General features: G+C 65.0%; 27 protein-coding genes. 15 read left to right on the top strand and 12 right to left on the bottom strand.

Features of this window, described 5'->3' with window-relative positions; genetic code table 11:
- Window positions 1-134: 134 nt before the first annotated feature.
- The 3 genes from RIdsm_RS08395 to miaB form a co-directional block, all read right to left on the bottom strand.
- On the bottom strand, window positions 135-434 hold the full coding sequence (locus RIdsm_RS08395; RefSeq protein ID WP_057814106.1) for a hypothetical protein: 300 nt from the start codon (window positions 432-434) through the stop codon (window positions 135-137).
- A gap of 9 nt (window positions 435-443) precedes the next feature.
- Window positions 444-950, bottom strand: coding sequence for an OmpA family protein (locus RIdsm_RS08390; RefSeq protein ID WP_420426179.1), 507 nt, complete (start codon window positions 948-950; stop codon window positions 444-446).
- Between the two features lie 303 nt (window positions 951-1,253).
- Entirely contained in the window at window positions 1,254-2,588 is a 1,335-nt protein-coding gene (gene miaB, locus RIdsm_RS08385; RefSeq protein ID WP_057814109.1) for a tRNA (N6-isopentenyl adenosine(37)-C2)-methylthiotransferase MiaB, read from the bottom strand.
- A gap of 121 nt (window positions 2,589-2,709) precedes the next feature.
- On the opposite strand from miaB, the gene RIdsm_RS08380 reads away from it, so the two are divergent.
- Window positions 2,710-3,579 carry a hypothetical protein gene (locus tag RIdsm_RS08380; RefSeq protein ID WP_057814110.1) on the top strand — a complete coding sequence of 290 codons (870 nt, stop codon included), beginning with the start codon at window positions 2,710-2,712 and terminating at the stop codon, window positions 3,577-3,579.
- A 59-nt stretch (window positions 3,580-3,638) separates the two neighbouring features.
- On the opposite strand, the gene RIdsm_RS08375 is transcribed toward RIdsm_RS08380, so the two are convergent.
- The 4 genes from RIdsm_RS08375 to fabB form a co-directional block, all read right to left on the bottom strand.
- On the bottom strand, window positions 3,639-4,928 hold the full coding sequence (locus RIdsm_RS08375) for an aminomethyl transferase family protein (RefSeq protein WP_057814111.1): 1,290 nt from the start codon (window positions 4,926-4,928) through the stop codon (window positions 3,639-3,641).
- 79 nt (window positions 4,929-5,007) lie between these two features.
- Window positions 5,008-5,325 (bottom strand): hypothetical protein, encoded by a 318-nt coding sequence (locus tag RIdsm_RS08370; protein WP_057814112.1) that lies wholly within the window; start codon window positions 5,323-5,325, stop codon window positions 5,008-5,010.
- Window positions 5,326-5,403: 78 nt separating this feature from the next.
- Window positions 5,404-6,195, bottom strand: coding sequence for an enoyl-ACP reductase FabI (locus tag RIdsm_RS08365; protein WP_057814113.1), 792 nt, complete (start codon window positions 6,193-6,195; stop codon window positions 5,404-5,406).
- A gap of 7 nt (window positions 6,196-6,202) precedes the next feature.
- A complete protein-coding gene (gene fabB, locus RIdsm_RS08360) occupies window positions 6,203-7,432 on the bottom strand; it encodes a beta-ketoacyl-ACP synthase I (protein WP_057814114.1) in 1,230 nt (409 codons plus the stop codon).
- A 176-nt stretch (window positions 7,433-7,608) separates the two neighbouring features.
- On the opposite strand from fabB, the gene RIdsm_RS08355 reads away from it, so the two are divergent.
- From RIdsm_RS08355 to RIdsm_RS08345, 3 genes are all read left to right on the top strand, one after another.
- On the top strand, window positions 7,609-8,526 hold the full coding sequence (locus RIdsm_RS08355) for a sulfotransferase (protein ID WP_236553190.1): 918 nt from the start codon (window positions 7,609-7,611) through the stop codon (window positions 8,524-8,526).
- Between the two features lie 123 nt (window positions 8,527-8,649).
- Window positions 8,650-9,177, top strand: a complete 528-nt coding sequence (locus RIdsm_RS08350; RefSeq protein ID WP_057814117.1) for a hypothetical protein — start codon at window positions 8,650-8,652, stop codon at window positions 9,175-9,177.
- Between the two features lie 161 nt (window positions 9,178-9,338).
- A complete protein-coding gene (locus RIdsm_RS08345; protein ID WP_057814118.1) occupies window positions 9,339-9,761 on the top strand; it encodes a hypothetical protein in 423 nt (140 codons plus the stop codon).
- 14 nt (window positions 9,762-9,775) lie between these two features.
- Here the strand turns inward: RIdsm_RS08345 and fabA are convergent, their stop codons facing one another.
- Entirely contained in the window at window positions 9,776-10,285 is a 510-nt protein-coding gene (gene fabA, locus RIdsm_RS08340) for a bifunctional 3-hydroxydecanoyl-ACP dehydratase/trans-2-decenoyl-ACP isomerase (protein ID WP_057814119.1), read from the bottom strand.
- A 169-nt stretch (window positions 10,286-10,454) separates the two neighbouring features.
- Between fabA and irrA the strand changes: the two genes are divergently transcribed.
- Window positions 10,455-10,880 carry an iron response transcriptional regulator IrrA gene (gene irrA / locus RIdsm_RS08335; RefSeq protein ID WP_057814120.1) on the top strand — a complete coding sequence of 142 codons (426 nt, stop codon included), beginning with the start codon at window positions 10,455-10,457 and terminating at the stop codon, window positions 10,878-10,880.
- Between the two features lie 143 nt (window positions 10,881-11,023).
- Here irrA and RIdsm_RS08330 read toward each other — a convergent pair whose 3' ends face one another.
- Window positions 11,024-11,347: a nucleoside/nucleotide kinase family protein gene (locus RIdsm_RS08330; protein ID WP_057814121.1), complete on the bottom strand. Its 324-nt coding sequence runs from the start codon at window positions 11,345-11,347 to the stop codon at window positions 11,024-11,026.
- 117 nt (window positions 11,348-11,464) lie between these two features.
- Between RIdsm_RS08330 and RIdsm_RS08325 the strand changes: the two genes are divergently transcribed.
- Window positions 11,465-12,460 carry an NADPH:quinone reductase gene (locus RIdsm_RS08325; protein ID WP_057814122.1) on the top strand — a complete coding sequence of 332 codons (996 nt, stop codon included), beginning with the start codon at window positions 11,465-11,467 and terminating at the stop codon, window positions 12,458-12,460.
- A gap of 22 nt (window positions 12,461-12,482) precedes the next feature.
- Here the strand turns inward: RIdsm_RS08325 and RIdsm_RS08320 are convergent, their stop codons facing one another.
- Entirely contained in the window at window positions 12,483-13,094 is a 612-nt protein-coding gene (locus RIdsm_RS08320; protein WP_057814123.1) for a hypothetical protein, read from the bottom strand.
- Window positions 13,095-13,225: 131 nt separating this feature from the next.
- Window positions 13,226-13,654, bottom strand: a complete 429-nt coding sequence (locus RIdsm_RS08315; RefSeq protein ID WP_057814124.1) for an FKBP-type peptidyl-prolyl cis-trans isomerase — start codon at window positions 13,652-13,654, stop codon at window positions 13,226-13,228.
- A 211-nt stretch (window positions 13,655-13,865) separates the two neighbouring features.
- Here RIdsm_RS08315 and RIdsm_RS08310 point away from each other — a divergent pair, with 211 nt between their 5' ends.
- From RIdsm_RS08310 to pcaD, 6 genes are all read left to right on the top strand, one after another.
- Window positions 13,866-14,549, top strand: coding sequence for a haloacid dehalogenase type II (locus RIdsm_RS08310; protein ID WP_057814126.1), 684 nt, complete (start codon window positions 13,866-13,868; stop codon window positions 14,547-14,549).
- Entirely contained in the window at window positions 14,549-15,385 is an 837-nt protein-coding gene (locus RIdsm_RS08305) for an alpha/beta fold hydrolase (RefSeq protein WP_057814128.1), read from the top strand. The genes RIdsm_RS08310 and RIdsm_RS08305 overlap by 1 nt, the downstream gene beginning before the upstream one ends.
- Entirely contained in the window at window positions 15,382-16,368 is a 987-nt protein-coding gene (locus RIdsm_RS08300; RefSeq protein ID WP_057814129.1) for a threonine ammonia-lyase, read from the top strand. The genes RIdsm_RS08305 and RIdsm_RS08300 overlap by 4 nt, the downstream gene beginning before the upstream one ends.
- A gap of 270 nt (window positions 16,369-16,638) precedes the next feature.
- Entirely contained in the window at window positions 16,639-17,844 is a 1,206-nt protein-coding gene (locus RIdsm_RS08295; RefSeq protein ID WP_057814130.1) for an endonuclease/exonuclease/phosphatase family protein, read from the top strand.
- A 47-nt stretch (window positions 17,845-17,891) separates the two neighbouring features.
- Window positions 17,892-19,061 (top strand): 4-hydroxybenzoate 3-monooxygenase, encoded by a 1,170-nt coding sequence (gene pobA, locus RIdsm_RS08290; RefSeq protein WP_057814131.1) that lies wholly within the window; start codon window positions 17,892-17,894, stop codon window positions 19,059-19,061.
- A gap of 96 nt (window positions 19,062-19,157) precedes the next feature.
- Window positions 19,158-19,946, top strand: coding sequence for a 3-oxoadipate enol-lactonase (pcaD, locus tag RIdsm_RS08285; protein WP_057814133.1), 789 nt, complete (start codon window positions 19,158-19,160; stop codon window positions 19,944-19,946).
- 166 nt (window positions 19,947-20,112) lie between these two features.
- On the opposite strand, the gene RIdsm_RS08280 is transcribed toward pcaD, so the two are convergent.
- Window positions 20,113-20,703 carry a hypothetical protein gene (locus RIdsm_RS08280; RefSeq protein WP_143100403.1) on the bottom strand — a complete coding sequence of 197 codons (591 nt, stop codon included), beginning with the start codon at window positions 20,701-20,703 and terminating at the stop codon, window positions 20,113-20,115.
- 560 nt (window positions 20,704-21,263) lie between these two features.
- Between RIdsm_RS08280 and RIdsm_RS08275 the strand changes: the two genes are divergently transcribed.
- The 3 genes from RIdsm_RS08275 to RIdsm_RS08265 all read left to right on the top strand — a co-directional run bounded on the left by RIdsm_RS08275 (window position 21,264) and on the right by RIdsm_RS08265 (window position 24,959).
- Window positions 21,264-22,475, top strand: a complete 1,212-nt coding sequence (locus RIdsm_RS08275; RefSeq protein WP_057814135.1) for a TCR/Tet family MFS transporter — start codon at window positions 21,264-21,266, stop codon at window positions 22,473-22,475.
- Between the two features lie 84 nt (window positions 22,476-22,559).
- The gene (locus tag RIdsm_RS08270; protein WP_057814136.1) at window positions 22,560-23,645 is read left to right on the top strand and encodes a Zn-dependent alcohol dehydrogenase; all 1,086 of its coding nucleotides are present in this window, start codon (window positions 22,560-22,562) and stop codon (window positions 23,643-23,645) included.
- 84 nt (window positions 23,646-23,729) lie between these two features.
- Entirely contained in the window at window positions 23,730-24,959 is a 1,230-nt protein-coding gene (locus RIdsm_RS08265) for a mandelate racemase/muconate lactonizing enzyme family protein (protein WP_057814137.1), read from the top strand.
- Window positions 24,960-24,974: the final 15 nt, after the last annotated feature.

Below are 24,974 nucleotides of genomic sequence, written 5' to 3'. Positions count from 1 at the left end.
ACCAGCGTGTCGTATATATGGTGCCAAGACGGCGAGACAACTGCAAGATAAAGGGATCAAATGTCACCGGGCTGGTACAAAAAAAGCCGCAGGCGCCTTGCCTGCGGCTGATTTTTGGTACGCTGGCGCCCGGATCAGATCGGGTCGGAGACCGGCGAGCCGCGCTTGAAGGCGCCGGTGGCCACGTTCGGCGGTGCGACGCCCGAACAGACCGGCTTGCCGTACTGGTCGAGACGCTGCGACAGGTAGCCTTCGATCCCGTCGTCGATGATCCAGTGATCACAGCCGTTCGGGTCGACCCAGATGCCGGCCTGAAGCTGGCTCAGGTGCTTGCTGTCGATAAAGCGGTCGACGGTCTTGTTCTGCTTGGATCCGACACAGCCGGTGACCAGCAGGGCAGCGCCGAGAACGGCACAGATTTTGACGATCTTCATGGTATCCCCCTAGCGGATGCAGATGATTTCGACGCGGCGGTTCTGCTGCATCCCGGCGGCCGTCGAGTTCGGCGCCTTCGGCATGCGTTCGCCATACCCGCGCACATCCGCGATCCGCGCACCGGTCGAGGCCGCGATCTGGGCGACCGAATTGGCGCGACGCAGAGACAGGTCGAGGTTGTACTCGTCCGACGCCCGGCTGTCGGTGTGCCCGACGATGATGTAGGAAATCGCCTGCGTCTGCTGGAAGAAGCTGGCCAGCCGCTGGCGCCCGGAGGCGTTGATATGCGCGCTGTCCGTGGCGAAGAGCTGATCCGAGTTCATCACGCCACACACGTTGCCGCGGCGGCAGACCGGGATGCCCTGACGCGTCACGTGGGGCGACATGTAGCCTTCCCAGCCATCGTCCATCACCCAGTGTTCACACCCGTCCGGGTCGACCCAGATCGTAGGAACGTACCGTTCGCCGACAACCACGCGCTGGCCGCTCTGGGCCTCGGCATAACTTGCCGTCACTGAAATACCAATGACGGCGGCAGCAAGCCCGCCGAGGATGCCGCGAACTGTTTTCGAAAGATATTCGGTCACAGCCACTGTCCTTATGTTAACCCCCCAGATCGCACGGTGAAATGAGCAGAGAATCCATGCGAAATGAAATTATTGTTTGAGTGTAACAAGTTTCGCTTTGTTGTGAAGCCTAAATGAAGCCACATTGTCGCAGCACCGGAAACAACCCCGTTCCGATCCGGGGCCGGAAGGGGCGATTCAGGGTTTATTCATTGACAATACGGCCTTAGCCGACAGTCTTGAATCACCGGTTTAAGAGAGGCCCTGCACGGGCCGGCCGGCCAATGAATTGGCCCCGCTTTCGATGATTTCGACCTCCGAAAGCTCGCCCGGCTGCGCATCAGATTCGGCCACGTGCACGGCATGCAGGTAATCCGACTTGCCCACCATCTGGCCGGGCAGACGGCCCGGTTTCTCGAAGAGCACCTTGACCCGGCGGCCGACCATGGAATCCTGCACCGCGCGCTGCTGCCTGGTGATCAGCGCCTGCAGCCGTTGCAGCCGCTCCGAGGCCTCGGCCTCGTCGACCATCGACCGCTCGGCGGCCGGCGTGCCGGGACGCGGGGAATACTTGAAGGAAAAGGCGTAACCGTACTGAACTTCCTCGATGAGATCGAGCGTCGCCTGGAAATCGGCCTCGGTCTCTTCCGGGAAGCCGACGATGAAATCGCCCGACATCAGGATATCGGGCCGCGCCGCGCGGATCCGCTCGATCAACCGCAGGTAACTTTCGGCGGTGTGGCTGCGGTTCATCCGCTTGAGGATGCGGTCGCTGCCCGACTGCACGGGCAGGTGCAGGTAGGGCATCAGCTTCTCGCATTCGCCATGGGCCGCGATCAGGTCGTCATCCATGTCGTTGGGGTGCGAGGTGGTGAAGCGGATGCGCTCCAGCCCGTCGATATCGTTGAGGGCCCAGATCAGCCGCGCCAGCGACCAGTCTTTGCCGTCGGGGCCTTCGCCGTGGTAGGCGTTGACGTTCTGGCCCAGCAGGGTGATCTCGCGCACGCCCCGCTCGACCAGGTCGCGCGCCTCGTCGAGCACGCGCGTCGCCGGCCGGCTGACCTCGGCGCCGCGGGTATAGGGGACCACGCAGAAGGCGCAGAACTTGTCGCAGCCTTCCTGCACGGTCAGGAAGGCGGTCGGGCCGCGCTTGGCCTTGGGGCGGTTCTTCAGCGCGTCGAACTTGTCCTCGAGCGGGAAGTCGGTGTCGAGCGCCTTTGTCCCGGCCCGCGCCTTGGCCTCGAGCTCGGGCAGGCGGTGATAGCTTTGCGGGCCAACGACAAGGTCGACCATCGGCTGGCGGCGCATGATCTCCTCGCCCTCGGCCTGGGCCACGCAGCCCGCCACGCCGATCTTGAGATCGGGGCGCGCCTCTTTCAGCCCGCGGAACCGGCCCAGCTCGGAATAGACCTTCTCGGCCGCCTTTTCCCGGATGTGACAGGTGTTCAGCAGGATCATGTCGGCATCGTCAGGCGATTGCGTCTCGACATAGCCCGCGCCGCCCATGGCCTCGGCCATGCGCTCGCTGTCATAGACGTTCATCTGGCATCCATAGGTCTTGATGTAGAGCTTCTTCGCCTCGGCCATCTCGTCGCGCTCCGGAAAGCTTGTGTGAGTGATCAGGGCGTTTCCCTACATCAAGGCCGGGGTCACTTGCAATGCGTCGCGAATTGGCCGACTCTCGCGGCCGGGCAGTTTGAGGGTGACAATGCGGTATTCCAGCCTGGATGCGTTTCTGGCGGAGGGCAAGACGGCGCTGGCCAAGGGGCCGGTGGCGCTTGTCCTTGTCGAGGACGATGTCGAGACCGACAGCACCCTGCGCCATCACCTCGACCTGCGGTTCAGGCAGGTGGTGGCCTTCATGCCGCCGGCCTTCGACCTTGCGCCCGACGTGGAGGAGGCCGTCATCCGTGTCGACCACGACGTCAAGCGCGAGGCCGGCTTCCCCGACCTGGTGAACCGCGTGATCGAGGCGGCGCCGGGCATCTGGCTGTATTACTGCTTCAATGCCGAGTACCTGTTCTTCCCCTTCTGCGAGACGCGCACCGTGGGGGAGCTTGCCACGTTCCACGGCGAGGAACGGCGCGACGCCATGCTGACCTACGTGATCGACATCTATGCCGGCGACCTGCGCCAGCACAAGAACGCCGTCGCGCTGGAAGATGCCAATCTCGACAAGTCGGGCTATTACGCGCTGGCTCGCAAGGACCCCGACAATCACAACCACCCGAAGGACCGCCAGCTCGATTTCTTCGGCGGCCTGCGCTGGCGCTACGAGGAACATATCCCGCCAGCACGCCGCAAGATCGACCGGATCTCGCTGTTCAAGGCCAAGCCCGGCCTGACCCTGCGCGACACCCACACGTTTTCGGACGAGGAATACAACACCTATGCCTGTCCGTGGCACAACAACCTGACGGCGGCGGTGGTGTCGTTCCGCACCGCCAAGGCGCTCAAGACCAACCCGGGCTCGACCTTCGACATCCACGATTTCCGATGGCACAACTCGGCCCCGTTCGAGTGGCATTCGCGCCAGTTGCTCGACCTCGGACTGATGGAGCCGGGCCAGTGGTTCTAGGCGCAACGCCCCGAAATCTTTAAAAGATTTCGGACCGTTTTCTTTTCAAGAAAACGCCCCTACTTGCCTTGTTCGCGGGCGCTCGGGTGTTCCGAGGCCACGAACGGCACCTCCGACACGACCGCTTGCACCGGTTCGCCCGACTGTTCGGCATAGGTTTCGGGCAGTTCCACCCTGAGCTCGGTCCCCAGCTTCGACAGCGCCCAGGGCACGTAGCCCAGCGCGATGTTCGTCTCCAGCTCCGGCGACCACCAGGGCGAGGTGACATAGCCACAGCGCGTGCCCTCGCGGTTCTGGATCAGCCAGAAATCGGGCGCGTAATCGGTGATGGGCCGCCCGCCCAGCTTCATGCCGACAAGCTTGAGGCTGAACGGATAGCTGCCCGCCTCGATCTGGTCGCGCTGTTTTTCCAGCGCCGCCTTGCCGATGTACTCGGCCTTTTTCTTCTTCGGCACCTGGAAGGCCAGGTTCACCTGGAAGGGCGAGGTCTCGTGATCCATGTCCTGGCCCCAGCTCAGGATGCCGGCGGCGATCCGGCGGTGGTGTCCGGGGGCGATCACCCGCAGGCCATAGCGCGCGCCGACGCCGCGCAGCGCGTACCACACCTGCTCGGCCGTCTCGTGGGCGTTGTAGACATAGACCTCGTAGCCCTTCTCGCCGGAAAACCCGGTCTGGCTGATCAGCACGGGCGCGCCGCCGATCTCGGCCTCCATCAGGCCGTAATAGGGGATTTTCCGCAGGTCCTCGCCAATCAGCTCGGCCATCATGTCTTCCGAGAGCGGCCCCTGAACCTGCAGCGGCTCGACGTCGATCTCGTCGATCTCAACGTCCCAGGCCTTGGGCGTGTTCACCCCCTGAAGCCACAGCATGAGGTCGCTGTCGGACAGCGAGAACCAGAATTCGTCGCGCGCCGGCCGCAGGACGACCGGGTCGTTCAGGATGCCGCCCTTCTCGTTGCAAAGGATGCAGTATTTGCCATGCATCACCTTGATGCGGCTGGCATCGCGGGTGATGACGTAGTTCACGAAATCTTCCGCCTGCTTGCCCTTCACCCGGATCTGGCGCTCGACGGCGACGTTCCACAGGGTCACACCGTGCACCAGCGCCCGGTACTCGGCCATGGCGCCGCCATCCTCGGGCCGGATATAGCCACGCGGGTGGTACATGCGGTTGTAGACGGAGGCCCGCCACGCGCCCGCTTCGATCGACAGGTGCCAGAAGGCCGATTTCCGGACCCTCGTGGAAATGAGCATCTGCACGGGCGTCTGACCGCTCTGGCGCAGGTTGGCGGGAACAAGGCGATCGCTCTGATCGATGCCCGGAACGTTCGGGTGGGAGCGTTTTTGCATAGGCATAACCCACGGGAGGTGGGGTCGCGTTCCCGACGCGTCAAGCCCGGCGCGCGGACCGCCGCTCAGAGGCGCCGGCTCAGCTTGTCCATTTCAGCAGCCACCGCGTGATCGGATCGTATTGCTGCTCGACGCTCGTGCCCGAGGAACTGCCGAAGGTCTGTTTCACATAGGAGCGGATATCGTCCGAGTTTTCCACGAAACCGGTCGCAAGACTTACGGTTTTCTGCATTCCGTCGTGGATCGGCGGCGCGAGCGCCCTGTCCTGCCAGACGGCGTAGAGGAACACGAGGATCAGAAGCGCGAACACTCGCCGCGACCAGCGCCGCGCCCTGACGGCACGCGCGGCATGGGGCCGCTCTTGATGTTTTTCCTGGGCTTTCTGAATGTAATCCATGCCTGTCGCGTAACAGGCCGGTTTGGCCAAAGCACGGCGAAGGCGTGGCGGAATCCGGGCCGCCGGCCCGGAAATCTCTTAAAGGTTCTCGGCCTGTGGCATTCCCAGCACGTGATAGCCGCCATCGACGCGGATGATCTCGCCCGTGGTGAAGGCCCCCGCCGGCGAGGCAAGGTAGACGGCGGTGCCGCCCACCGCCTCGAGCGTGGCATTGGCCCTGAGCGGCGCGTTCTCTTCCGTATGCCGGAAGGTGCGCCGCGCGCCGCCGATGGCCGCGCCCGCCAGCGTCTTCATCGGACCCGGCGAAATGGCGTTCACCCGGATCTTGTCGGGCCCGAGGTCGTTGGCGAGGTAGCGCGTCGTCGCCTCCAGCGCCGCCTTGGCCACGCCCATGACGTTGTAATTCGGCGCCACCCGGTTCGAGCCCTGGTAGGTCAGCGTCAGCATGGTGCCGCCATTGTCCTTCATCAGCGGATAGGCCCGCCGGGCCACCTCGATGAAGGAATAGCAGGAGATATCCATCGAATGCTTGAAGTTGTGCCGGCTGGTATTCAGGAACCGCCCGGTCAGTTCGGATTTGTCCGAATAGGCGATCGCATGCACCAGGAAATCGATGGTCGGCCATGTCTCGCCCAGCTTGGCGAAGGCGGCGTCGAGCGACTCCTCGTCGGTCACGTCGATATCGAGCAGCAGGTCCGAGCCCAGCGTCGCCGCCAGCGGCTGCACGCGCTTGCCAAAGGCCTCGCCCTGGTAGGAAAACGCCAGCTCGGCGCCCGCCTCGTGCATGGCCTTGGCAATGCCCCAGGCGATCGAGCGCTCGTTCGCCACGCCCATGACCAGCCCGCGCATGCCCTTCATCGAATTGTTCATCTGTTACCTATCCGTGGTACTTGCTCAGCAGCATCGAGCCGTTGGTTCCGCCGAAGCCGAAGGAATTGGTCATCACCGTGTCGAGCCCGGCATTCTCGGCGCATTCCGTGGCGATCTCGCCCGGGTTGATCTCCGGATCCAGGGTGTCGACATTGATCGACGGGATAATGAAGTCGTGCTCCAGCGCCAGAAGGCAGAAGATCGCCTCGAGCGCGCCGGCCGCGCCCTGCGCGTGGCCCGTCAGCGACTTGGTCGAGCTGATCGGCGGCACGTGCCCCTCGCCGAAAATGCGCCGCACCGCGGCCACCTCGCCGGCATCGCCCACGGGGGTCGAGGTGCCGTGAGCGTTGATGTAGCCGACCTTGTGATCGTTGCCCAGCTGGTCGAGCACCAGCCGCATCGCCCGTTCGCCGCCCTCGCCCGAGGGGGCCACCATGTCATGCCCGTCAGAGGTGGCGGCATAACCCGTGACCTCGGCATAGATCTTCGCGCCACGCGCCTTGGCGTGTTCTAGGTCTTCCAGCACCAGCATCCCGCCGCCGCCCGAGATCACGAACCCGTCGCGGTCGGCATCGAACGCCCGGCTGGCCGCCTCAGGCGTGTCGTTGCGCTTGGAGGACATCGCGCCCATCGCGTCGAAGAGGCAAGACAGCGTCCAGTCCAGCTCCTCGCCGCCGCCGGCGAACATCACGTCCTGCTTGCCCATCATGATCTGCTCGGCCGCGTTGCCGATGCAATGCAGCGAGGTGGAGCAGGCCGAGGTGATCGAATAGTTGATTCCCTTGATCTTGAAGGCGGTCGACAGGTTCGCCGACACGGTCGAGCACATGCATTTCGGCACCGCGAACGGCCCGATCCGCTTGGTCCCGCCGGTTTTCAGAACCGTCTGGTGCGCGCTCAGCATGGCGGATGTCGACGGCCCGCCGGACCCGGCCACAAGCCCGGTGCGCGGGTTGACGATATCGCCTTCCTCGAGCCCGGCATCGGCAATCGCCTGTTGCATGGCGATATGGGCATAGGCCGCCCCGGGCCCCATGAAACGCAGGGTCCGCTTGTCGACATGCTCGGACACGTCGATCTTCAGATCGCCCGCGATCCGGCTGCGAAAGCCGTGCTCGGCCATCTCTTCATTGGCGGTGATTCCGGATTTTCCGCCCTTGAGCGACGCAAGGACTTCCTCGGCATTGTTGCCAATGCTGGAGACGATCCCCAGCCCGGTGACGACGACGCGGCGCATATTGCCTCCCTAGCTGTCTTATCGCCTTGTAGGGCATGCGGGGAGGGTGGTGCAAGATGGCAGGAGGGCAATCGCGACAGGCACTTATGCGCAGGCCCCGCCTGCCTTGACGTTGAGCGGCCCGCGCCGTTGTGGCAACGTTGCGTCAGGGCCCGCCCGGGCCGGGGATGTGACAGATGACCAGCGACGCGCCCAGTGCCGATGGACCGGGGCCGGAAACCGGCCCCCTCCCCCGCCGCATGCCGGAGCTCGACGACAAGACGCTGCTGATCTGCGTCGGCGCCGCCAAATGCGCGACCAGCTGGCTGTTCCACTATCTCGGCACGCTGCCGGGCGTCGCCCCCTCGCCGCTGAAGGAGGTGCATTTCTTCGACGCGAAATTCCCCGCCCTCGCGCTTGGCGACATGGAGGCGCTGGCGCTCTCGCGCCTCGCCTATCACCTTGATCAGCCGGGCGACAAGGCGGCCAACCTGCGCGCGCGCCCCACCTTCCGCGCCAGCCTCGACCGGGCGCAGATGCTTTACGACGACAGCGCCTATTTCGACCATCTCGCCCGGCTTTGCGGGCCGGATACCCGCACCGTCTGCGATCTGACCCCGTCCTATTCGGTCATCGGGGCCGAGGGGTTTGCCTGGATGAAACGCTTCTGCGCCACGCAGAACGCGCGCCTGCGCCTCCTCTTCGTGATGCGCGACCCGGTCGAGCGGCTCTGGTCACAGCTGCGCCACCTGCAACAGCTCAGCGCGTCGAACGATGCCGCCACCAAGTGGCCCCGGGCGCTGGCCAATCCCGCCATCGCCGCCCGCGCCGATTACCGTGCCATCGTCACCGCGCTCGACGCGACCTTCCCCGCCGGGGATATCCTCTACCTGTTCTACGAAACGCTCTTCCGCGAAGAGACGCTTCGCCGGCTCTGTGCTTTCGCCGATGCGCCCTACCGGCCCGCGGCCCTGTCGGAGCGGCGCAACGAAACCACCGTCACCCTGCCCCTGCCCGACGCCGCGCGTGAGGCCTTCCGCGCGCATCTCGGCCCCCAATACGCCTTCTGCCGCGAGCGTTTCGGCGCAGAGCTGCCCCCGGCCTGGCAGGCTTAATCCTTCCGAAACTCTTTCTGACGAAAATGGCGAATATTGTGCTATACTGTACAAACTCTTCAATCCGACTTTACGTCGGGTCACCCAGGGGACACCCAAAAGGCATTGAGGGAGGATTAGATTATGCCAGAAGATGGAATTCCAGGGTTCGATTTTGTCGATGAGATATTTGGCGGCGGGCACGGCCTGCCCGGCCCAGGGCCGGGCCCGGGGCCATCGGGTCCGCCTGACCAGATCTTCGAAGACCTGTTCGGCGGCGGCTTCGGCGACGGGCCCGGTCACGGTGGCCCCGGCGGCTACCCGTCCGGACCGCCCGCGCCCGGCAACCCGTTGGCCGAGCTTCTTGGCGGCCTCTTTGGCGAAGGCCCGGGGCATGGCGGCCCGGGTGGGCTTCCTCCGATACCGCCGGGCTCGGACAACCCGCTCGGGGATCTGATTTCCGGGCTCTTCGGCAACGGTCATTCCGGCCCCGGCTCCTATCCGATGGGCCCGCCGGGATCACCGCCCGAGGTGGTTCTGGAAGACATCCTGAACCTTCGCCACCCGGGCGTCGTGGAACAGGCCCCCGCCGAACCGGAGGTCAAGGCCGAACCGGATTGGGACGGGAACGTGCCGCCCGACCTGACCGACGGGTTCGATTTCCTGCTGTAGTGAACAGGGCGGCGGTCGGGGCAGCTCGACCGTCGCCACCACCTTTCCGCTCGGAATCTTTGGCTCAGCAGAACCGGGAAAATCTGCTATAATGAAAGCGCATTTTTCGGCTCCGGCATCGCGCCCGGGCTAAACGATCGAATTTCGAGGAGGATACGATCATGCCGGAAGACCTTTCGCCCGGATACGCGTTGCGAAGATTAATCGAGGAGTTTGGCGGCCAGGGCTCCGACCCGACCGGCCCGACATACCCGGGCGATACGACCCGGGAAGATTTTTTCGAAATCCTTTTCGGCCATGGCGACAGCCCTCCCGGCGGTGACGGGCCGGATATCCCCAACCCCGGTGGCCGCCCCTCTTTCTTCATCGACCAATTGCGCGAGGAACTCGACAGGGAATTCCCGGACACGGGCCCGGGCCCCGCTGTGCCGCCCCGGCCGCTTTCAATCCAGGAAATCCTGGAAGATCGCCTGAACGGACATACCGGCTTTGCCAGCCCCGCCCCGGACCCGAAAGACATCGAACCGGAGTGGGAGGGCAACGTGCCCCCCGACCTGACGGACGGATTCGACTTCCTGCTTTAGGACAGGTCCGGCGCTCAGCTCTCGCTGAGGGCCACTTTCATGTCCTTGACCTCGTAGATGACCTCGCCATCGGCCTCGACCACGCCGTCGGCGACGCCCATGGTCAGCCGGCGGGTCTGCACGGCCTTGGTGAAATTCACGTAATAGGTCAGCATCTTGCGGTCGGGCCGGACCATGCCCTTGAGCTTCACCTCGCCCACGCCCAGCGCATAGCCCCGCCCCTGCCAGCCGCGCCAGCCGAGGTTGAAGCCGGTCAGCTGCCACAGCCCGTCAAGGCCGAGACAGCCGGGCATGATCGGGTTGCCGGGAAAGTGGCACTCGAAGAACCACAGGTCGGGCTTGATGTCGAACTCGGCGATCACGTGCCCCTTGCCATGCGGCCCGCCATCCCCGGAAATGTCGGTGATCCGGTCCATCATCAGCATCGGCGGTTCGGGCAGCTGGGCATTGCCCGGCCCGAACAATTCGCCCCGTGCGCATTTCAGCAGGTCATCTCGGTCGAAGCTGCTCGGGTAGTCGGCCATGCAACGCGGCCCTTTCATGTTGGATGCGGCTCAGTCCCAAGTCCTGTATCATTGCGACAAAGCGCCTTGCAAGCCCGCGACACCCCCCGCATCGCTCGCCAGCGCCATGAAATTTGTTTGAAATCCCCCTGTGGCACTGCTTATATTACGCCTGACTGAGAGGTGCAGTATGACCGAAACGCAAGCGATCACACGCGGCACGGCGTGGCTAGCAGGCTCGGGCCTGAGACCGACAAGACAGCGCGTGGCTCTCGCGACGCTGCTCGTTGGCGACGGCCGTCATCGCCACTTCACCGCGGAAAGCCTGTTCGCCTCGGCCCAGGAGACGGGCGAGAAAGTGTCGCTCGCCACGGTCTACAACACCGTCAAGGCGTTCTGCGACGCCGGCCTCGTGCAGGAGATCACCGTGGACGGCTCGAAAAGCTATTTCGACACCAACACCCATGACCACCCGCATTTCTTCTGGGAAGACGACCAGAAACTGACCGACGCTCCCGCCGAAGAGCTCGAGATCGCCCGCCTGCCCAAGGCCCCCGACGGGGCCGAGGTGGCCAGCGTCGACGTGGTCATCCGCCTGCGCCGCACCGGGAAATAAGAGTTTTTCGACAAGATCTTTCGAATGCTGTCGCGTCACGGGCAGCTTACGCCCCGGATCCATGCCCGGGGCGCGATTATGGGCGTCCTTGCGTCAAACGTCGGGTCAACATCGAACAGTCGCCTGACGCAAGGGACACCGAGCTATTTGAGACAGAGATATAGCCGCCTCGTCACGGCGAGATACTGGCTGATCGGCACACGCCTTTGGCTTGCGAACTCTGCCCGCCGGTTCGGCCCGCGCGCGCAGATTTCCACCGCCTTTGCGTCTGCCTTTTGAACCGCCTGCGCGCGCATCTCTTCGCTCATGAACCCCATGTCGCCCTCCCCCACCTGGATCTCGACACTCGCCTCGTTGAAGGATGACACGATCGGCTCGGTCATGCTTTCGGGCGTGCCGCAGCCGGCCAGCCCGGCCGAAACGGCCAAGGCCGCGATGTAAAATGCAGGTTTTTTTCCAAGGATCATATGCCCCCTCCGTTTACTTTCACGGCCCCGAGCATTAGGTGCGCATGGTAAACAAATTCTTTACAAGCACTTGCAAGCCAGTGTTCCACTTGGAAATTCAGCGAGAAGGAGAGCGTCATGCGCGCCGTCTGGTATGAACGCTTCGGCCCCGCTGCCGAGGTTCTCGAAACGGGCGAGCTCGACACGCCCGCCCCGCAAGCGGGCGAGGTGCTCGTGCGCGTCGCCTTTTCCGGTGTGAACCCGTCGGATGCCAAGGCCCGCGCGGGCTCGCGCCCCGGGGTCACCAAGCCCGCCTACCCCCGAATCATCCCCCATTCCGACGGCAGCGGCGTGATCGAGGCGGTGGGCGACGGCGTCGATGCCGCCCGCGTGGGCGAGCGCGTGTGGATCTGGAACGGCCAGTGGCAGCGCCCCTTCGGCACCGCGGCCGAGTATATCGCCCTGCCCGAGGCACAGGCCGTCGCCCTGCCCGAGGGTGTCTCGCTCGAAGCGGGCGCCACGCTCGGCATTCCGGGCCTGACCGCCGCGCAGACCGTCTTCGGCGGCGGCGACGTGGCCGGGCAAACCATGCTCGTCAGCGGCGGTGCGGGGGCCGTGGGCCATAACGCGGTGCAACTGGCCAAGTCCGGCGGCGCGACGGTCATCGCCACCTGCTCGTCAGGCGGCATCGACCGCGTGAAAGCGGCGGGCGCCGACCACGTGCTCGACTATGCCGACCCCGAGTTGGCCGCCAAGATCACCGAGATCACCGGCGGCGCCGGCATCGACCGCGCGGTCGAGGTGGAATTCGGCGTGAACGCCCCGCTTCTGGCCGAGGTGATGAAGCCGCTCGGCACCATCGCCGCCTATGGCTCGGTCAAGAACATGACGCCTGAACTGCCCTTCGGCCCGTTCCTGTTCAAGGCGCTGAAGCTCGACATTTCGCTCATCTACATCCTGCCCGACGGCCCCCGGTCCGAGGCGATCGAGCGCCTGCACGCGGCGCTGGCCGATGGGTCGCTGAAGCCGGATGTGGAGCACGTGCTGCCGCTGGAGAAAGCGGCCGAGGCGCAGGATATCGTGCTGGCGCCGGGCCGGGCTGGGGCGGTTCTGCTGAGCACCGGTCAGGACTGAGAGCCACCGGGCGGGGCTCCCTCTACTCCCCCACCTCGTGGCCCGACAGGCCCACCTTCGTGATCCGCGCCCGCGACGCCTCCAGCCCCGGGCCGTAGCCTTCCGCATCGCCGTAATCCACGAACTGCGCGTAATAGGCATGGTGCCCGCCCACCCGTGCAGCATGCTTGATCGGGCACCAATAGGCCTCGGTCCGGCCCGCGATCTCCTGCACGTAGCCGATCAGCCCGTTGGCATAGCCGCAATAGATACAGTTCAGTTTCTGCACCCCGTTCAGATAGGCCAGGTGGTGCCGGTCGAGGCGGATGAAATCGCCCCGCTTCACCCGTTCGATCCCGTAGACGGGGAAACAGACCCGTTGATAGACGGTCACGAAGAGGTCGAGCAGCGCAAAGGGCACGATCATTGCGTAGATCACCGGCGCGGTGACGATCACCATCGGCCGGGCCTGCCGCAGGAAGGTCGAGAGCTTCACCCGGAAGGCCCGGTGCCGCTGGCGCATCTCCGCCTCGAACACCACGCGGCCATTCTCCAGCCGGTAGCGGAAGCGCTCGCGCCCGCGGTGGATCTCGGCCTCGATCTCGTCCTGAAGCTGGCGGATCCGCTCCAGGAGCGCCTCGGTATACGTGCTCATGTCACCCTCTCTTCCCGGGCCGGCACGGGCGGCCCCGTCCCTGGACCAAGAGGATACCATACAAAAAACGCGCGCAAGGCCACGAGGCCTTGCGCGCGTTTTCAATTACCGGACTTGTCCGGAAAAGCCGTTCAGGCCACCGAGACCAGCTCGATGTTGAACGTCAGGTCCTTGCCCGCCAGCGGGTGGTTGGCGTCGAGGATGACCTGCTCTTCGGTCACTTCCGCGACGGTCACCGGCATCACCTGCCCCTGCGGCGTCTGAACCTGCAGCTGGGTGCCGATATCGAGCGGAATGTCTTCCGGGATGTCGGTGCGCGGCACGGCCTGCTTGGCGTTCGGGTCGGGCTGGCCATAGGCCTCGTCCGCCGGAACCTCGACGGTTTTCTTCTCGCCCTCTTCCATGCCGGGAAGGGCCGCGTCGAGGCCGGGAATGATCTGGCCCGAGCCAACCGTGAACTCGAGCGGGTCACGCCCTTCGCTGCTGTCGAAGGTGGAACCGTCCGTCAGCGTGCCGGTGTAGTGAATACGTACTGTGTCGCCCGTCTTTGCCTGGGTCATATGGAATCCGATCGGTTTGGGAATGGGTTTACAAGGCCGCGTCCTAGGCGGGTGCTTGTCTCGACAAACCTCAACGTAGCAACGCCGAACCCGGATTGCAAACCGCCGCGCGCCCGCGCGCGACGATAAAACCAATATTTCTTGAAAGAAATGGGCCTTTCACCCGCCCGCGAGACATGCAAACCTGCCGCTCGTGACGGGGAGGGACATCATGGCCATCACGACCTGCATCTTCGACGCCTACGGCACGCTCTTCGACGTGGCCGCCGCCGCCCGCAACGCCGCCGCCGAACCGGGGCGCGAGGGGTTCCGAGATCACTGGCCCGCCATCGCCGAGCACTGGCGGCTGAAACAGCTGCAATACACCTGGCTTCGGGCGATCACCGGGCATCACACCGATTTCTGGCAGGTCACGCAGGACGGGCTCGACTGGGCGCTCGAGGCCGAGGGGCTGGGCGGTGACGCAGACCTGCGCGAGCGCCTGTTGCAACTCTACTGGGAGCTCGAGGCCTTTCCGGAGGTGCCCGCCATGCTGCGCGCCCTCAAGGAGGCGGGGAAAACCACCGCCATTCTCTCGAACGGCTCGCCCGACATGCTGGACGGCGCCGTGCAATCCGCCGGCATCGGCGACCTGCTCGACGACGTGCTCTCTGTCGAAAGCGTGGGCGTCTTCAAACCGGCCCACGTGGTCTACGACCTCGTCGGCAACCGCTTCGGCTGTGCCAAGAGCGAGGTGCTCTTCGTCTCGTCCAACGGCTGGGATGCCGCGGCCGCCGCGGGCTACGGCTTCCGCACCGCCTGGGTCAACCGCGCGGGCCAGCCGATGGACCGGCTGCCCGCCACCCCCGACACCACCCTGAATGACCTCACCGGCATACCGGAGATCGCTGCCTGATGCCCAAGTTCACCACCTCCGACAGCCTTTCCCTGCATTACGAGGATCAGGGCGACGGCCCGCCCGTTCTCTGCCTTGCGGGGCTCACCCGGAACACCACCGATTTCACCTATCTCGTGCCGCATATGACCGATACGCGCCTGATACGGCTCGATTATCGCGGCCGGGGGCAGTCGGATTATGCCGAGGATTACATGAGCTACAACATCCTGCGCGAAGGGCAGGATGCGGTCGAACTGCTCGATCACCTGGGGATCGACAAGGCCACCATCATCGGCACCTCGCGCGGCGGGCTGATCGCCATGGCGCTCTCCCACACGCATCCCGACCGGCTGAATGGCGTCGTGCTCAACGATATCGGGCCAGAGGTCGCCCCCATCGGCATAGAGCGGATCATGGATTACGTCGGCAAGACGCCCCCCTTCCCCGATCTCGACAGCGCGGCCGAGGCGCTGAAGAAGGGCAACGAGGCGGGCTTCCCGGGCGTGCCGCTGGAGCGCTGGCGCGAACAGGCCGAGTTCATGTGGTTCGAGAAGCCCGACGATGGCGGCATCGGCATCCGCTACGACTCGCGCCTGCGCGACGCCATGATCGGGCAGGCCGGCGCGGGCGACGCGCCCGACCTCTGGCAGTTGTTCGACGGGCTGAAGGATCAGCCGCTCGCCTCGATCCGCGGGCAGAATTCCGACCTTTTCACGGCCGAGACGCAGGCCGAAATGCACGCCCGCCACCCCGACATGATCACCGCCGTCGTGCCCGACCGGGGCCATGTGCCCTTCCTCGACGAGGCTGAATCCCTGACCGCGATCCGCGCCCTTCTGGAGAGAGTGACTTGAGCGATATCACCATGATCCGCGCCGCGGCCGACCGGCTGAAGGGCCACGCCCGGCGCACGCCCCTGCTCTCTTCCCCCTTCCTCGACGAGATCGCCGGCCGCCGCGTCTTCGTCAAACCCGAATGCCTTCAGCACACCGGCAGCTTCAAGTATCGCGGCGGGCGTTCGGCGCTCTCGGCGCTCGACGGCGAGACGCGTGCCAAGGGCGTCCTCGCCTATTCCAGCGGCAACCACGCGCAGGGCGTCGCCAAGGCGGCGGCGGAATACGGCGTGCCGGCGGTCATCATCATGCCCGCCGACGCGCCCAAGCTGAAGATCGACAACACCCGCGCATTGGGCGCCGAGGTGGTGCTCTACGACCGCGAGAACGGCGAAAGCCGCGAGGCGGTGGGCGAGGCGCTCAAGGCCGAGCGGGGCCTCACCCTCGTCAAGCCCTTCGACGAGCCGCTGGTGATCGCCGGCCAAGGCACCTGCGGGCTCGAGATTGCCGAACAGGCGCGCGAGGAAGGCATCGAAACCGGCGACGTGCTGGTCTGCTGCGGCGGCGGCGGGTTCACTGCGGGCGTCGCCATGGCCCTGGAAGCGGACGCGCCGGGCTTCCGGGTGCGCCCGGTCGAGCCGGAAGGCTTCGACGACGTCACCCGCTCGCTCGAATCCGGCCAGCGCGAGAGCAACGCCCGCGCCTCGGGCAATATCTGCGACGCCATCCTCACCCCCGCCCCGGGCGAGATCACCTTTCCCATCATGCAACGCCTCTGCGGCCCCGGCATCGCGGTCAGCGAAGACGAGTGCCTGCGCGCCATGGGCGTGGCCTTCCAACGGTTGAAACTGGTGGCCGAACCGGGCGGCGCGGCGGCGCTGGCGGGGGCGCTCTACCACGGCGACGAGATCGAGGGGGACACGGTGATCTGCACCATCTCGGGCGGCAATGTCGACGCGCAGGTGTTTCGCCGGGCGCTGGCGACGCTGGACGATGCGCCTTAACGGCGCCCTTCCCCTGACCCGTCGGGACGGTCCACAGGACCGGGTCCCGCGCATCGCTCTCCCCCTGTGCGGCCCCGGAATTTGCGCAAATTCCGGGATAGAAAATACGCATTTTCTATCCCGTTTTCCGCGCGGAAAACGGCCGCTTGCCTCACGCTTTCCAGCCCCCATTCTTGCATCAATCCGACTTAGCGCCCGGAAAAACACCCAAAAACCAACCAAGTGCTTTCCATAACGCAACCTCCGCCCAAACAAACCCACAGGTCCGCCATGCCCCGCTTCACCATCGCCAGTTTCAACGTCAAGAACCTCATCGGTGCCGACAAGGAATATTACGAGTTCCAGAAATACACGCCCGAGGAATACGCCTGGAAGAAAGACTGGATGGCCGACCAGCTTCTGACCATGAACGCCGATATCGTGGGCTTCCAGGAGATCTTCGAGGAAGACCCGCTGATCGAGGTGATCGAGGAGGCCTCGGAACGGGCCGAGGTGCTGAACGCCGCGACCGTGCCCGACAAATCCAAGCGCTATCACCGCAAGGTCATCTTCGACCGCATCCGCGTCGACCCTTACGGCGACGCCGAACTGGCCTTCGCCCCCAATGCCGCCGATCCCGGCACGCCCGGCAAGCGCCGCCCCGGCCTGGCGCTGCTGTCACGTTTCGGATTCACGGAACCGCCGGAAGTCATCCAGGACTTGCCGGAACCTCTCAAAATTCCCTTCCAGCCACTCCGGGGCATGGCGGCACAGGAGGCCGGCCATTACACCCTTCGCCGCCTCTCGCGCCCCATTCTCAAGGCCCGCATCCCCATCGGCGGCCAGACCGTCACGGTCTTCAACTGCCACCTGAAATCGAAGCTCGGCGAATACATCAAGCCGGACGGCGCGGCCTATGCGCCCGAGGAAGACCTCACGAAATACGACCCGGTCGGCCGCGCCATGGGCTCCCTCCGCTCGGCGCTGCGCCGGATGGCCGAGGCCTGGGTGCTGCGCCGTGAAATCGTTACAGAACTCAACGCCGGCACCCCCGTCATGGTTCTGGGCGATTTCAACGATGGCGAACACGCCGTCAGCTCGGAAATCATCACCGGCGAGGCGCCCTTCCGCAACTACGCCTGGATGCTGCGCCACGACGCCCAAAGCCCCACCGACCGCTACAGCGAAGAAGAGAACCGCCAGATCACCGAGGATGTCGAGCGCGTCCGCCTGCATTCCGCCGAAAAGCTCTTCGTCCGAAAATCCCTGCGCGACATGGTCTACACGGCGGCCTTCGGCGGGGTCTTCGAGTCGATCGACCAGATCTTCCTGTCGCGCCACTTCCACCCCGATTACGAGGGCAAGATCGGCGAGATGACCTATTTCAGCGTCTTCAACGACCACCTCACCGACGGCTCGCACCCCGAGGCGCCCTATAACAAACTTGCGTCAGATCATGGACAGGTGATGGCGCATATGGACCTTTACGCGGGATAGGGGCCTGCGCCAGACTGGGCCCGGGGACAAAGAAGGGGAGGATCGTCATGCGCACTCAGGTCGCCATCATCGGCGGCGGGCCGTCCGGCCTGCTGCTTGGGCAGTTGCTGTTGAAACACGGGATCGACACCGTCGTTCTGGAACGGCGCACGAAACAGCATGTGCTCGGCCGCATCCGCGCGGGCGTGCTGGAAACCGGTTTCGCCGGGCTCATGCGCGAGGCGGGCGTGGGCGCGCGGATGGACAAGGAAGGCATCATCCACGAGGGCACCGGCATCGCCCATGAAGGCGGGCTTTTCCGCATCGACTTCGAGAAACTCACCGGAAATCATGTGATCGTCTATGGCCAGACCGAGGTGACCCGCGACCTCTACGACGCACGCGAGGCGGCAGGGGGCACCACGCTTTTCGAGTGCTCGGGCGTGCGGCCGCAGGATCTCGACACCGACGCGCCCTTCGTGACCTTCCTGCACGAGGGCAAGGTTGTCCGGCTCGATTGTGATTTCATCGCGGGTTGCGATGGCTTCCACGGCCCCTCGCGACAGGCGATCCCGGAAGAGGTGCGCACCGAGTACGAGAAGACCTACCCGTTCGGCTGGCTCGGCATCCTGTCGGAAACGCCGCCCGTCGAGGACGAGCTGATCTACGCCAATTCCGACCGCGGCTTTGCCCTCTGCTCGATGCGCAACGCGAACCTCAGCCGCTATTACATCCAGTGCGCCCTCTCCGACCGGCCCGAGGATTGGGAGGACGAGGCGTTCTGGACCGAATTGAAGCGCCGCCTGCCCGAGGATACGGCCGAGAAACTCGTCACCGGTCCGTCGATCGAGAAATCCATCGCGCCGCTGCTCTCCTTCGTGTGCGAGCCGATGCGCTGGGGCCGGATGTTCCTCTGCGGCGACGCCGCCCATATCGTGCCGCCCACCGGCGCCAAGGGGCTCAACACCGCCGCCAGCGACGTGCATTACCTTTATCACGGCATGGTCGCCCACTATCAGGACGGCGAGAGCGAAGGGCTCGACCGCTATTCCGAAACGGCGCTGGAGCGCATCTGGAAGACCCAGCGCTTCAGCTGGTCGATGACCAACCTGCTGCACCGTTTCCCCGAACAGTCGGAGTTCGACCTGCATGTCCAGGCCGCCGAGCTGGCCTTCCTGTCGGAAAACGAGGCCGCCCAGCGGGCGCTGGCGGAAAACTACGTGGGCCTGCCCTACTGATCCGTCCCGGGCTTGACCCGGGACCTCGCACAGCCGACAAGGAGGCCCCGGGGCCCAGGCCCGGGGCGCGCGACCCACAAGACCACCGGAGGCCCCATGCCCGAGCTGCAACTCGACGACGTGACCCTGCATTACGAAGAAGACGGCGATCCGGCCGGTGCGCCGGTGGTCTTTGCCAATTCGCTGGGCACCAACCTGCACCTGTGGGACCCGATCCTGCCTTACCTGCCGCAGGGGCTGCGGATCATCCGCTACGACAAGCGCGGCCACGGCAAAAGCTCGGTGCCGCCCGCACCTTACGCGATGGGCGCGCTGGTGCGGGATGCCGAGCAGCTGCTCGACCACCTGAACGTGCGCGATGCGGTCTTCGTGGGCCTCTCCATCGGCGGGCTGATCGGCCAGGGGCTGGCGGTCAAGCGGCTCGACCAGGTCCGCGCGCTGGTGCTGTCGAACACGGCGGCCAAGATCGGCACCAAGGAGATGTGGGAGGACCGGATCGCCGCGATCCGCGAAGGTGGCCTCGAGCCGATGGCGGACTCGGTGATGGAGCGCTGGTTCTCGCGCGACTTCCTGGCCTCCGACGCCCTGCCCTACTGGCGCGACATGCTGGTGAGCCAGCCCGCCGAGGGCTACATGGGCTGCGGCGCGGCCATCGCGGGCACCGATTTCTATACCCCCACCAGCGGGTTGCGACTGCCGCTCATGGGCATCGCCGGCTCGGAAGACGGCGCCACGCCGCCCGACCTCGTGCGCGAGACGGTCGAGCTGGTGCCGGGGTCGAGCTTCCACCTGATGCGCCGCGCGGGGCACCTGCCCTGCGTCGAGAAACCCGAGGAATATGCCGGGCTGCTGACGGATTTCCTGCGCGAGACGGGGCATATCTGACAACGGGGTAAGGGGGCGCTGCCCCCACGTTGAAATCCTTAAGGGATTTCATTGACAAATGCGGACTCCAAGTGGAGCAGGCCATCACCAATGGCACTCAGATGTTCGGGCAATACAAGTGTTTAAATGACTTTCAGGCTGCCAGTGAGAACACGCCAAAAGACGGCTAAACTGGGCTAAAATCTATTCCTGTTAGCTTTGCATCATTCCATGCGGATTTGAACTCCTCATCGACCAGAACCATGCCTTGTGAACTTGGATTGTACATACCTGTATAATGCGGCCTGAACGCTGTGATGCCAGCAACTTTTTGGACATCAAGCGCAATTTTCTTTACTGTTCCATCTGGAAATTTTTCCGAACGCGTATAGTCAACGCTGTCTTCGATACAGGGCACCCACCATAAGAAAAATCGCTCGTCGCTGTTTACCACATCAAGTGGCAGGACATGACCTTGCCGCTCAAGAAGATTTCGCATTCTTTCAACAGCATTCTGCGAAATGAAAGGCCCGACCACATCGTTGAAAATGCGATCTTTTTTGACGAGCTTTCGCCCTCGTGCCCTGAAATGTAGGCAAACCGGCGCTGGACGCCAATCTTCTCCCGGTCGCCAAGACGCCAGATAATGAGCAACTTTTCTGTGCTCCGAAAAGTCTTCCGCGCCGGTCTTAGGATCAAACTTTTGACCTGGGTGTCGGCCCAAGGTGGCAACCCAAGCACTAACGTCATCTGGATACTTCAATTCGTAATATGCCATCATAGTCACCAGTTAATTTCGCCGCGCTCAATTTCATCTGCAAGTTGCCGAGTCGTCTTCGACTATTGGCTGGGAAGAACATTTTTCAACCGCTTGTTCAGATAGTCATAGTACCGTTGACGGTGGATGCCACTCCCCCGGCGAAGGAACTTGTTATTGGGATTGGGGAATTTCGTGTGGTTGGCAATACCACACCATTCGCGGGATTATTGACCTGCCTCTGACAACAAGTGCCCACCTAACTCTGCACGAGGACCGTTGGCTGCAACCATGTGGCCCCCTTGATCATCCATCATGATACTCCTGTTCCAGTCGCATGGGGTCAGCGCCAACCGCTCCAATCAAGTGTGCAGGACAAACCAATGCGGCCGGGGCCCCGGCGCGGAGACGATGTCTTCACATCTGGATATTTACAAGCTCCCGCCCGCACCCATGATCGCACATCCGTAACGGACTGGATATTTGACCCAAGAAGAAGCACGGGGGGGCGCTTTGCAGGGGGGCGTGGCGCGTCTATGGTCGGCAGACAGGGGCCCGGCCCCGCCAGACCGGAGAGGCCGATGCGGCGGCGGCTGCCCACCATCTTCATCCTGATGACCGTGATGATCGACGCGATGGGCATCGGGCTCATCCTGCCGGTCATGCCGGCGCTGATCCTCGAGGTCGAGGGCGGCAGCCTGGCCCGCGCGGCGCTTTGGGGCGGGGTGCTGTCGACCGCCTTCGCGGTGATGCAATTCCTCTTCGGGCCGGTGATGGGCAACCTCTCCGACAGGTTCGGGCGGCGGCCGGTACTCCTCATTTCGCTCTTCGTGATGGCCATCGATTACGTGGTCATGGCGCTGGCGGGCTCGATCTGGCTGCTGCTTCTGGGCCGCATCGTCGGTGGCATCACCGGGGCGACCCATTCCACCGCCTCGGCCTTCATGGCCGATATCTCGCCGCCCGAGAAACGCGGCGCGGGGTTCGGCATGGTCAGCGCCGCCTTTGGCCTCGGGTTCGTGCTGGGGCCGGTGATCGGCGGGGTGCTGGGCGACCTGGGCACCCGCGCGCCGTTCCATGCCGCCGCGGCGCTGGCCTTTGCCAATTTCCTCTTCGGCCTCGTCATCCTGCCCGAAACCGTCACCCCCGACAAACGCCGTCCCTTCATCTGGCGCCGCGCCAACCCGTTCGGCGCCGCGCGCCAGATCCGGGCGCTGCCCGGCATGGGGCGGCTGCTGACCGTGCTGCTGCTCTACCAGCTGGCCACCCATGTCTACCCGGCGATCTGGGCCTATTTCACCCAGGCCCGCTTTGGCTGGGATCCGCGGATGATCGGCCTGTCGCTGGCCGTCTTCGGCATCTCGATGGCGGTCGTGCAGGGCGGCGTCATCCGGCTGGCGCTGTCGCGGCTGGGCGAGCTGCGCACCGTGGTGCTGGGCTTCGGCTTTTCCATCCTCGCCTTCCCGGTGCTGGCCTTCATCACCAATGGCCCGCTCGCCCTGATCCTCACGCCGGTCGCCGCGATGGCCGCCATGGCGGTGCCCGCGCTGCAGGCGATGATGTCGCAGCAGACGCCGGATGACGCGCAGGGCGAGCTGCAGGGCATCCTCACCTCCGTCAACGCGCTGGCGATGATCCTCTCGCCCCTGCTGATGACCGGCGTCTTCGCCGCGGCCACCATGCCGGGCGGCGCCATCTACCTGCCCGGCGCGCCCTTCCTCGCCGCGCTTCTGCTCACCCTGGCGGCGCTCGTGCTGTTCCTTACCACGCGCCGCCCCGTTTCCGCCCCGTAAGAGGCCGAAGCCGCCTTTTTCCCGCTTGCACCGGTGAAAGAATCCGGGTCAGGCTGCCCCTCAAAACCTGCCGGAGGGATCATCATGCAAACCATCAAGGCCGCCGTCTGCCACGAATTCGGCAAACCCCTTGTCATCGAAGACGTCAGGCTGCGCGCCCCCGAGATGGGCGAGATCGAGGTCACGCTCGATGCCGTGGCGATCTGCCATTCCGACATTTCCTATGCCGAGGGCGCCTGGGGCGGCACCCTGCCCGCCGTCTACGGCCACGAGGCGGCGGGCCGCGTCACCTCCGTCGGCGCCGGGGTCAACGGGCTGTCCGAGGGCGACCCGGTGGTCGTGACGCTGATCCGCGCCTGTGGCGAATGCGCCAGCTGCGGCAGCGGCCGGCCCACCGGCTGCGACACGCCCTATGATGGCGATCACGGGCCGCTGACCACGGCCGATGGCGGTGTGCTGCATCAGGCGATGGCCTGTGGCGCCTTTGCCGAGAAGGTCGTCGTGCATCACAGCCAGGTCGCGAAGATCCCCGAGGACATGGCGATGGACGCCGCCTGCCTGCTGGCCTGCGGAGTGATCACCGGCATCGGCTCGGTGGTCAACGCCGCCAAGCTGCGCGCCGGGCAGGACGTGGTCGTGATCGGCGCCGGCGGTGTCGGGCTCAACGCCATCCAGGGCGCGCGCATCGCCGGCGCCCGCCGTATCGTCGCCGTCGACATGAGCGAGGGCAAGCTGGAAGACGCCAAGGCCTTCGGCGCGACCGACGGCGTGCTGGCCACCCAAGAAAAACCCTGGCGCGCCGCGAAAAAGGCCATGGGCCGGGGCGCCGACGCCGTTTTCGTGACCGTGGGCGCGATCCCCGCCTATGACCAGGCGCCGCGCTACCTTGCGGGCGGCGGCCGGATCATCGCGGTCGGCATGCCCCATTCCGGCGACATGTCGTCCTACGAGCCGGTGAATTTGGCCGCCTACGGGCAGGGCATCACCGGCTCGCTGATGGGCGACGTGGTGGTCAAGCGCGACATTCCGTGGATGATCGACCTCTACGCCCAGGGCCGCCTCAAGCTCGACGAGCTGATCTCGAACCGCTGGTCGTTCGACCAGATCAACGAGGCCATCGCCGACACCAACACCGGCAGCGCGCGGCGCAACGTGATCATGCTGCGCTAGGCCGCGCCGATGCCGCACCGACGTGATACCGACAAAATACCGACGTAATACCGACGTTGCAAAACCCCCTTCGGGAGGCCCGCCATGAAGCTGCAAGACCTCGACATCATCGTCACCTCGCCGCCTGCCCCGGGCTGGGGTGGGCGCTACTGGATCCTGGTGAAACTGACCACCGATACCGGCATCACCGGCTGGGGCGAATGCTATGCCGCCTCGGTCGGGCCAGAGGCGATGAAGCCGGTGATCCGCGACGTGTTCGAGCGGCACATGGCCGGCGAAACCCCTGAAAACATTGAGCTTATGTTCCGCCGGGCCTATTCCTCGGGCTTCACCCAGCGGCCCGACCTGACCGTCATGGGCGCCTTTTCGGGGCTGGAGATTGCCTGCTGGGATATCCTCGGCAAGGCCCGCGGCCGCCCGGTCTGGGCCCTGCTCGGCGGAAAGATGAACGAGCGCATCCGCGCCTACACCTATCTCTACCCCCTGCCGCATCACAAGCTGGCCGATTTCTGGACCTCGCCCGAGATGGCCGCCGAAAGCGCACTCGACTGCGTAAGCCGCGGATATACCGCGATAAAATTCGACCCGGCAGGCCCCTACACCCTGCGCGGCGGGCATATGCCGGCCATGTCCGACATCTCGCTCTCGGTCGCCTTCTGCAAGGCCATCCGCGAGGCGGTGGGCGACAAGGCCGACCTGCTCTTCGGCACCCATGGCCAGTTCACCACCGCCGGGGCCATCCGCCTCGGCCAGGCGCTCGAGCCCTATTCGCCGCTCTGGTACGAGGAGCCGGTGCCGCCCGACAGCGTCGGCCAGATGGCCCAGGTGGCCGCGAAAGTCCGCATCCCCATCGCCACCGGCGAGCGGCTGACCACCAAGGCCGAGTTCGCCCCCCTCCTGCGCGAGGGCGCGGCGGCCATCCTGCAACCGGCATTGGGCCGGGCGGGCGGCATCTGGGAAATGAAGAAAGTCTCTGCCATGGCAGAGGTTTACAACGCACAGCTCGCCCCGCATCTCTATGCCGGGCCGGTGGAATGGGCGGCGAATATCAACCTCGCCGCCTCGATCCCCAACCTGCTGATGTGCGAGACGATCGAGACCGAGTTCCATGACCGGCTGATCAAGGGGTCGATCCGGGTCGAGCAGGGCTTCATCACCCCGCCCGAGGCCCCCGGCCTCGGCATCGAGGTCGACGAGGACTTCGCCCGCGCCCACCCGTACGAGGATGACGGGCTGCACCTGCAGATGCAGGAAGCGCCCTGCGATTACGTCAACGGCAACAGCTTTGCGGGTGGCGCGCCGCCGAAGGAATGATCTCCACGGCGTTTG

The sequence above is a fragment of the Roseovarius indicus genome (assembly GCF_008728195.1).
Classification (GTDB): Bacteria; Pseudomonadota; Alphaproteobacteria; order Rhodobacterales; family Rhodobacteraceae; genus Roseovarius; species Roseovarius indicus.
Note: the sequence above shows the minus strand (reverse complement) of the source record. Positions and strands in the feature narration are given on the sequence as shown.

Excerpts from the sequence above, each read along its gene's own strand:
- RIdsm_RS08395 (WP_057814106.1), bottom strand. The coding sequence starts at position 434 with ATGAAGATCGTCAAAATCTGTGCCGTTCTCGGCGCTGCCCTGCTGGTC.
- miaB (WP_057814109.1), bottom strand. The coding sequence starts at position 2,588 with ATGGCCGAGGCGAAGAAGCTCTACATCAAGACCTATGGATGCCAGATG.
- RIdsm_RS08380 (WP_057814110.1), top strand. The coding sequence starts at position 2,710 with ATGCGGTATTCCAGCCTGGATGCGTTTCTGGCGGAGGGCAAGACGGCG.
- RIdsm_RS08375 (WP_057814111.1), bottom strand. The coding sequence starts at position 4,928 with ATGCAAAAACGCTCCCACCCGAACGTTCCGGGCATCGATCAGAGCGAT.
- RIdsm_RS08370 (WP_057814112.1), bottom strand. The coding sequence starts at position 5,325 with ATGGATTACATTCAGAAAGCCCAGGAAAAACATCAAGAGCGGCCCCAT.
- RIdsm_RS08365 (WP_057814113.1), bottom strand. The coding sequence starts at position 6,195 with ATGAACAATTCGATGAAGGGCATGCGCGGGCTGGTCATGGGCGTGGCG.
- fabB (WP_057814114.1), bottom strand. The coding sequence starts at position 7,432 with ATGCGCCGCGTCGTCGTCACCGGGCTGGGGATCGTCTCCAGCATTGGC.
- RIdsm_RS08355 (WP_236553190.1), top strand. The coding sequence starts at position 7,609 with ATGACCAGCGACGCGCCCAGTGCCGATGGACCGGGGCCGGAAACCGGC.
- RIdsm_RS08350 (WP_057814117.1), top strand. The coding sequence starts at position 8,650 with ATGCCAGAAGATGGAATTCCAGGGTTCGATTTTGTCGATGAGATATTT.
- RIdsm_RS08345 (WP_057814118.1), top strand. The coding sequence starts at position 9,339 with ATGCCGGAAGACCTTTCGCCCGGATACGCGTTGCGAAGATTAATCGAG.
- fabA (WP_057814119.1), bottom strand. The coding sequence starts at position 10,285 with ATGGCCGACTACCCGAGCAGCTTCGACCGAGATGACCTGCTGAAATGC.
- irrA (WP_057814120.1), top strand. The coding sequence starts at position 10,455 with ATGACCGAAACGCAAGCGATCACACGCGGCACGGCGTGGCTAGCAGGC.
- RIdsm_RS08330 (WP_057814121.1), bottom strand. The coding sequence starts at position 11,347 with ATGATCCTTGGAAAAAAACCTGCATTTTACATCGCGGCCTTGGCCGTT.
- RIdsm_RS08325 (WP_057814122.1), top strand. The coding sequence starts at position 11,465 with ATGCGCGCCGTCTGGTATGAACGCTTCGGCCCCGCTGCCGAGGTTCTC.
- RIdsm_RS08320 (WP_057814123.1), bottom strand. The coding sequence starts at position 13,094 with ATGAGCACGTATACCGAGGCGCTCCTGGAGCGGATCCGCCAGCTTCAG.
- RIdsm_RS08315 (WP_057814124.1), bottom strand. The coding sequence starts at position 13,654 with ATGACCCAGGCAAAGACGGGCGACACAGTACGTATTCACTACACCGGC.
- RIdsm_RS08310 (WP_057814126.1), top strand. The coding sequence starts at position 13,866 with ATGGCCATCACGACCTGCATCTTCGACGCCTACGGCACGCTCTTCGAC.
- RIdsm_RS08305 (WP_057814128.1), top strand. The coding sequence starts at position 14,549 with ATGCCCAAGTTCACCACCTCCGACAGCCTTTCCCTGCATTACGAGGAT.
- RIdsm_RS08295 (WP_057814130.1), top strand. The coding sequence starts at position 16,639 with ATGCCCCGCTTCACCATCGCCAGTTTCAACGTCAAGAACCTCATCGGT.
- pobA (WP_057814131.1), top strand. The coding sequence starts at position 17,892 with ATGCGCACTCAGGTCGCCATCATCGGCGGCGGGCCGTCCGGCCTGCTG.
- pcaD (WP_057814133.1), top strand. The coding sequence starts at position 19,158 with ATGCCCGAGCTGCAACTCGACGACGTGACCCTGCATTACGAAGAAGAC.
- RIdsm_RS08280 (WP_143100403.1), bottom strand. The coding sequence starts at position 20,703 with ATGGCATATTACGAATTGAAGTATCCAGATGACGTTAGTGCTTGGGTT.
- RIdsm_RS08275 (WP_057814135.1), top strand. The coding sequence starts at position 21,264 with ATGCGGCGGCGGCTGCCCACCATCTTCATCCTGATGACCGTGATGATC.
- RIdsm_RS08270 (WP_057814136.1), top strand. The coding sequence starts at position 22,560 with ATGCAAACCATCAAGGCCGCCGTCTGCCACGAATTCGGCAAACCCCTT.
- RIdsm_RS08265 (WP_057814137.1), top strand. The coding sequence starts at position 23,730 with ATGAAGCTGCAAGACCTCGACATCATCGTCACCTCGCCGCCTGCCCCG.